Origin of the sequence: Xenophilus sp., assembly GCF_044462705.1 — a bacterium.
Classification (GTDB): Bacteria; Pseudomonadota; Gammaproteobacteria; order Burkholderiales; family Burkholderiaceae_C; genus Xenophilus; species Xenophilus azovorans.
Genome location: NZ_JBIQNC010000241.1, coordinates 1 through 6,651, shown reverse-complemented (window position 1 = coordinate 6,651; position 6,651 = coordinate 1). Strand labels below are relative to the sequence as shown.

Here is a 6,651-nt window from a genome sequence, read left to right as displayed (position 1 = left end):
GAATACTTCTTCCTGAAAATCAAGGCTGCCTTCCCCGGGAAAGCGCGATGAACCTGGAAAAAGCCCCGTGGTCGCTTTCCACCCTACGGCGCGGAGCGGGATCCGGCAGCGATAGGGATGGCCACTCTCACGAGTTCAGCGCGGGGTGCAACAGGGGCCGATGGTGGAAAAGGATCCCGTAGCGCCAGCCGGCGCCGATCCGGAGGGTGGGCAACGGTGCAGCCTTGCCCACCGCAAGCCCTGCCGGCCAAACCATTGCCCCGTTCCCCTACCTGACGCCGGGTCGTCCACGCGCTCGAGTAGCAGGCACGTTATGCACGCCCCTCACTTCGGTGCGGCGCGCTTCCTGCCCTTGGCACCCGTTGCCTTCGTGGAGGTACCCGGCTTGCCGTAGCGCGGGCGCTTGCCACCCTTGCGCCTGGCGGGCGTGCCGATGGCGGGGCCGCTGATGCTCAGCTGCAGCCCTGCGCAGCGTTCCACCAGCTTGCTCATCCAGGCGGACTGCTTTGCAACGAATTCGTCCAGCGGCATTTCACCGGCCTGGACCATGTCCAGTGCCTGCTCCCAGATCGCTGTGGTGCCCGGATCGGCGATCGGCCGCGGCACGGCGTCGATCAGGCTGAACGCGGCGGGTGTAGCCGCCAGCGCCTTGCCTTGGCGGGTCAGATAGCCACGCTCGAGCAGGCCCTGAATGATCCCGGCGCGCGTCGCTTCGGTGCCGATGCCGGTCGTGTCCTTGAGTTTCTGCTTGAGGCGCGGATCTTCGACCAGGCGGGCGACGTTCTTCATCGCCTGGATCAGGTCGCCTTCGGTGTAGGGCTTGGGCGGCTGGGTGAACTGATCCTTGAGGGCTACCGCCGGCACATTGCAAGTCTGCCCGCGAACGAGCCTCGGCAGCACCTGGGCAGTAGGCGCCGGGCGCGGGCCGGCCGCAGCCAGCGCCTCGGGCAGCGCGCGTTTCCAGCCCGACTCGACCACCTGCTTGCCTACTGCCCGCAGTGCGTGGCCGGCGCAGTCCAGCTCGGCCTGAGTCCGGTCGTACTCGTGCGGCGGGAGAAACTGCGCCAGGTAGCGTGCGCGGATCAACGTATAGACGGCGCGCTGCTTGCCGCTCAGGCGGGCCAGGGCCCCGGCCGCTGCGGTGGGAATGATGCCGTGGTGCGCGCCTACCTTGGCATCGTTCCAGGCGCGCGACTTGCGGCTGGGCAGCAGGTGCGGGCGCAAGGCGGCGAGCACCGGGTCCGCCTGTTCAAGCGCGGCAAGGATGGTGGGCGCTTCGCCATGCTGGCTGAGTGGCAGATAGCCACAGTCGCTGCGTGGATAGGTGATGAGCTTGTACGTTTCGTAAAGCGCCTGGGCGGTATCGAGGGTTTCCTGCGCGCCCAGCCCGAGCTTTTTCGAACAAACCGATTGCAGCGTGCCCAGGTCGAAGGGCAGCGGCGCGGCCTCGCGCTGGCGTTCGGTCTTGATCTCCCTGACCTGTGCCAGAGCCGCCAAGCGCATGGCATCGGCAGCCTCTGCGGCGAGCGCCTGGTTCAGACAGCGGCCCTGATCGTCGCAGACCGCTTCGGGCGCGATCCAGTCGGCCTTGAAGGTTTCGCCGTCGGCTTGCAGCGTCGCCTCGATTCCCCAGAACGGCATCGGCACGAACGCGGCGATGGCGCGGTCACGATCGACCACCAGGCGCAGCGTGGGCGTTTGCACACGGCCAACCGTGAGCACGCCCTGGTAGCCGCTGCGGCGGCCGAGCAGGGTGAACAGCCGGCTCATGTTCATGCCGATCAACCAGTCGGCGCGCGAGCGTCCCAACGCCGCCTGATACAGGTTGAAGGTTTCGGCGCCGGGCTTCAGTGCGGCCAATGCCTTGCGGATCGAGGCCTCATCGAGCGCCGACAGCCACAGACGCTGAATCGGCCCGCGGTAGCGGCAGTGCTCGACCAGCTCCCGGGCAATCATTTCGCCTTCGCGGTCGGCATCGGTGGCGATCACCAGTTCGGCACATTCGCCGAGCAGGCGCTTCACCGCCTTGTACTGGCTTGCCGTCTTGCCCTTGATCTGCAGCTTCCAGCGCTGCGGCACGATTGGCAGGTCGGCCAGCGCCCAGCGTTTGTAGCGGCCGTCATAGGCGTCCGGCGGCGCCGTTTCGAGCAAGTGGCCGATGCACCAGGTCACGGTGACGTCACTACCGATCCAACAGCCCTCACCGCGGCGCCGCGCGCCGAGCACTTGGGCGATGTCCTTGGCCTGGGAGGGCTTTTCGCAGAGAAACAGACGCATGCTTGGCGGGCCGCAGGGATGACTGGCACAGCATGGCGGGCCCGTCGTGATCAGGCAATGTTTTTATGTATGGATATACAGCTTCTGCAGCGGCCATTACCCGCCGGCGGAAGCCTGGGGCACAGAAGTCGCGTCGTCGGCTGGACCGGAACGGCTTGGGGTTCACGCAGTCAGCTATAAGGACCGAAAACACACGAGGTGACCACCATGAACCGCCTGTACGACAAGAACGCACCGCAAAACGTCCACGGCTGGGAGCGTACCGCTTCGGTGGCCGGCGGTGTGATGCTGCTGGCCAAGGGCCTGCGCCGCGGCGGCCTGTTCGGCCTGGTGGAGCTGGCCCTGGGTGGCATGGCGCTGGCTCGCGGCGTAACCGGGCGTTGCGAGGCCAAGCGCATGTTGACTGAGCATGAGGCCAGTGGCGCTCGGCATGACCACAAGGGCCATTTCCCGCCGGAGCGCTACGCCCACATGCCGCTGGACTCGGAAGTGCACAGCCCGGATTTCCAGGACCCCGACGTGCAAATCCCCGACGCTACGCCGATGGGCCACGAGTCGCGCCGCGGCCCGGCGGTGTAACTACAGCGAATAGCTGGCCAGCTCGCGGGCGATCAGCAGGCGCTGGATCTCGCTGGAGCCCTCGTAGATCTGCGTGATGCGGGCGTCGCGGTAGTAGCGCTCGACCGGGTAGTCCTCCAGGTAGCCGTAGCCGCCATGGATCTGGATCGCCTGCGAGCAGACCTTCTCGGCCATCTCCGAAGCAAACAGCTTGGCCTGTGAGGCTTCGGAGAGGCAGGGCAGCCCCGCCGACTTGAGCCGCGCTGCATGCAGGATGAGCAGGCGCGCGGCGTTGAGCTGTGTCTGCATGTCGGCGAGCAGATTGGCGATGCTCTGGTGCTCGGCGATCGGCTTGCCGAACTGTACCCGGTCACGGGCATAGCGCAGGGCTGCTTCGAACGCCGCGCGGGCGATACCCAGTGCCTGCGCGCCGATGCCGATGCGCCCGCCCTCGAGGTTCGACAGGGCGATGGCCAGGCCCTTGCCGCGCTCGCCCAGCAGGTTCGCTTCGGGCACCCGGCAGTCGGTCAGCGCCAGGGCACAGGTGTCGGAGGCACGAATACCCATCTTGTGCTCGCTGCGTTCGACCACGAAGCCGGGCGTGTCGGTCGGCACCAGGAAGGCCGAAAGGCCCTTCTTGCCAAGGTCCGGATCGGTCACCGCGAACACGATCGCCAGCTTCGCGCGCTTGGCGTTGCTGCAGAACTGCTTGGCGCCGTTGAGCACCCAGTGGCCGTCCACCCGTTCGGCGCGGGTGCGCAGGTTGTGCGCTTCGGAGCCGGCCTGGGGTTCGGTCAGGGCAAAGCAGCCGATAGCGCGCCCGCTGGCCAGCTCGGCGAGCCACTCGTCCTTTTGCGCCTGGGAACCGTACTTGAGTACCGGGCCGCAACCCACGGAATTGTGGATGCTCATCAACGCGCCCACGGCACCATCGCCGGCGGAGATTTCCTCCACCGCCAGCGCATAGGCGACGTAGTCGACGTAGCTGCCGCCCCATTGTTCCGGGACGACCATGCCCAACAGGCCGAGCTCGCCCATCTGGGCGACCAGTGCGTCGTCGATCCAGCCGGCCTTTTCCCACGCCTGGGCGTGGGGAGCGATCTCGCGACGGGCGAAGTCGCGGGCCATGTCGCGGATCATGCGCTGGTCTTCGGTGAGTTCGAGGTCGTTCATCGCATGGTTCTCTTTATCGTTGTTCAGGCCGGGGCGGGCGGTCGATAACCGCCGCCCGCCGGCGTCAGGCCGTGGCGGTTCGCCGCGAGCGGGTGGCCGGCTTGAAGTCGGCGAAGAAGCTCTGAACCTGCTCGGCGGTGACTTCGGACAGTTGCGGCGGGTTCCAGCGTGGGCTCTTGTCCTTGTCGATGATCAGCGCGCGCACGCCTTCCATGATGTCGCCGCGGGCGAACCATTGCCGATCCAGATGCAGCTCCAGCGCAAAGCAGTCGGCCAGCGCCAGTTCGCGGCCGCGCCGGAGCATGGCGAGGGTGACGCTCATGGCCAGCGGCGAGCGGCTGTCGAGCACCTTGACGGTCTCCCGTGCCCAGTCCTCGAACTCGGGCCGCCGCTCGGCGGCCAGCGATGCGCGAATCGCCTGAACGTCGGCGTGCGCGAAGTGCTCGTCGATCGCCTGGCGCACCGCCTTGAGCTCGGAGCCCGGCAGATCTCGGGTGGCCAGCGACCCGACCAGGGTCTGGAGCGCTTCGCGGGGATGCACTGACCAGCTCATGCGGTCCAGGCAGCGGTCGAGTTCGGCGATCTGCTCATGGCTGATGCACCAGTCGGCCAGCCCCGTGTAGAGCGCATCGGCCGCACGAATCGGCAGGCCGGTCACACCCATGTAGGTGCCCAGCTCGCCGGGCAGACGCGAGAGGAAATAGCTGCCGCCGACGTCAGGGAAGTAGCCGATGCCGACCTCGGGCATGCCCATGCGCGCACGCTCGCTGATCACCCGCAGCGCCGCACCCTGGACCAGGCCCATGCCGCCACCGAGAACGAAGCCGTCCATCAGCGCCAGCAGGGGCTTGGGATAGGCATGGATGTACTGATCGAGCGCATATTCCTCCTCGAAAAAGGTCTCGTGCTCGGTATCGCCACGCTTGAAGCTGTCGTACAGCGAGCGGATGTCACCGCCGGCGCAGAACGCCTTCTCGCCGTTGGCGCGCAGCACCACGGCGTTAATCGACGGGTCGGCGGCCCAGGCGCGCAACTGCTCGTCGAGCAGGCGCACCATCTCCAGATTGACGGCGTTGAGCCCGGCGGGGCGGTTCAGCGTGAGGTGGCCGACGTGGTTGCGTACGGCTGCCAGCACGGGGCGTTCGGCTTCACTCATGGGGAGAATCCTTGCGGTACTGATTGATGATCGCGGAAAAATCCAGCGCGCCGTGCCCCCCGGCGCTGAAGGCCTGGTACAGCTGCTGCGCGACCGCGCCGAGCACGACCGGCTGGCGCGCCAGGCGTGCGGCCTCGGTGGCCAGGCCCAGGTCCTTGAGCATCAGGTCGGTGCCGAAGCCGCCGCTGTAGCCGCGCGAAGCGGGCGCGTTGTCCAGCACGCCGGGAAAGGGGTTGTAGGTGTCCGAACTCCAGCAGCGGCCGCTGGAGGTATTGATGACGCCGGCCAGGGTCTTGGCGTCCATGCCCAGCGCGACGCCCAGTGCCATCGCCTCGGCGACGCCGATCATGGAGATGCCCAGCAGCATGTTGTTGGCGACCTTGGCCACCTGGCCGTTGCCGGTATCGCCGCAATGGATGATGTTCTTCCCCATCGCCTCGAGGATCGGCCGGGCGCGCTCGAAGTGCTCACGGCTGCCGCCGACCATGAAGGTCAGGGTGCCGGCTGCGGCGCCGCCCGTGCCACCGGAGACCGGCGCATCGAGCATCGGGTTGCCGTGCTGGGCGGCCACGGCGGCGACGTCACGCGCGCTGTGCGGGTCGATGGTCGAGCTGTCGATCAGCAATACGCCGGGGCGCACGTTCTGGATCAGCCCGTCGTCGCCCAAATAGACGCTGCGCACATGGGGCGCTGCGGGCAGCATGGTGATGATGACGTCGGCGTTGCCGCGCGCGATGGCGGTCGGCGACTCGGCCGGCAGTGCTCCGGCCTGCGCCAGCGCCTCCATGACCTGGGTATTCAGATCGAACACGCTGAGCGTGTAGCCAGCCTTGAGCAGGTTGCGCGCCATTGGCGCGCCCATGTTGCCTAATCCAATGAATCCGATATGCATGGCTCGTTCCTTTTGCAGCCCATCCGAAAGCTACCGCGCCAGGCGCTGCGACGTTAAAATCCCCCACGAAAGCTCATTCACGACTTGTAAACTCCGCTTCCTCGGGCGATTTCGCCTGGCATAGCCGTCGCTCGCGACGCTTTCGAACGGCCTGTTGAATGTGGCTCAGCGGTTCTTGAAGTCCGGCTTGCGCTTTTCGGCGAACGCCGCCATGCCTTCCTTCTGGTCGGCCGTGGCGAACACCGCATGGAACACGCGACGCTCGAAGCGAATACCTTCGGCCAGCGTGGTCTCGAAGGCGCGGTTGACGCTTTCCTTGACCATCATGGTGGCCGGCAGCGATTTCTCGGCGATCACCCGGGCGGCCTTCAGGGTTTCCTCCAGCAGGCTGTCCTGCGGGAAGATCCGTGCCACCAGGCCGGCGCGCTCGGCTTCTTCGGCGTCCATCTGACGCCCGGTCAGGCACAGGTCCATGGCCTTGGCCTTGCCCACGGCGCGGGTCAGTCGCTGGGTGCCGCCGATGCCCGGCAGCACGCCGAGGTTGATCTCCGGCTGGCCGAAGCGGGCGTTGTCGGCGGCGAAGATCATGTCGCAC

6 protein-coding genes are annotated in these 6,651 nt (G+C 67.0%); 1 reads left to right on the top strand and 5 read right to left on the bottom strand.

Annotated elements, in window-relative coordinates:
• Positions 1 to 324: 324 nt before the first annotated feature.
• Complete coding sequence (locus ACIY1X_RS23470) at positions 325 to 2,277, bottom strand: DNA topoisomerase III (RefSeq protein WP_399685309.1); 1,953 nt, start codon at positions 2,275 to 2,277, stop codon at positions 325 to 327.
• Between the two features lie 207 nt (positions 2,278 to 2,484).
• Between ACIY1X_RS23470 and ACIY1X_RS23465 the strand changes: the two genes are divergently transcribed.
• Entirely contained in the window at positions 2,485 to 2,856 is a 372-nt protein-coding gene (locus ACIY1X_RS23465; RefSeq protein ID WP_041105534.1) for a DUF2892 domain-containing protein, read from the top strand.
• Here the strand turns inward: ACIY1X_RS23465 and ACIY1X_RS23460 are convergent, their stop codons facing one another.
• From ACIY1X_RS23460 to ACIY1X_RS23445, 4 genes are all read right to left on the bottom strand, one after another.
• Positions 2,857 to 4,008, bottom strand: a complete 1,152-nt coding sequence (locus tag ACIY1X_RS23460) for an acyl-CoA dehydrogenase family protein (RefSeq protein ID WP_041105533.1) — start codon at positions 4,006 to 4,008, stop codon at positions 2,857 to 2,859.
• A 64-nt stretch (positions 4,009 to 4,072) separates the two neighbouring features.
• Entirely contained in the window at positions 4,073 to 5,164 is a 1,092-nt protein-coding gene (locus ACIY1X_RS23455) for an enoyl-CoA hydratase/isomerase family protein (protein ID WP_212543346.1), read from the bottom strand.
• Complete coding sequence (mmsB, locus tag ACIY1X_RS23450; RefSeq protein ID WP_041105531.1) at positions 5,157 to 6,056, bottom strand: 3-hydroxyisobutyrate dehydrogenase; 900 nt, start codon at positions 6,054 to 6,056, stop codon at positions 5,157 to 5,159. Before mmsB ends, ACIY1X_RS23455 begins: the two co-directional genes overlap by 8 nt.
• 165 nt (positions 6,057 to 6,221) lie before the next feature.
• The coding region (locus tag ACIY1X_RS23445) for an enoyl-CoA hydratase-related protein (RefSeq protein ID WP_399685307.1) at positions 6,222 to 6,651 on the bottom strand (430 nt) is incomplete at its 5' end.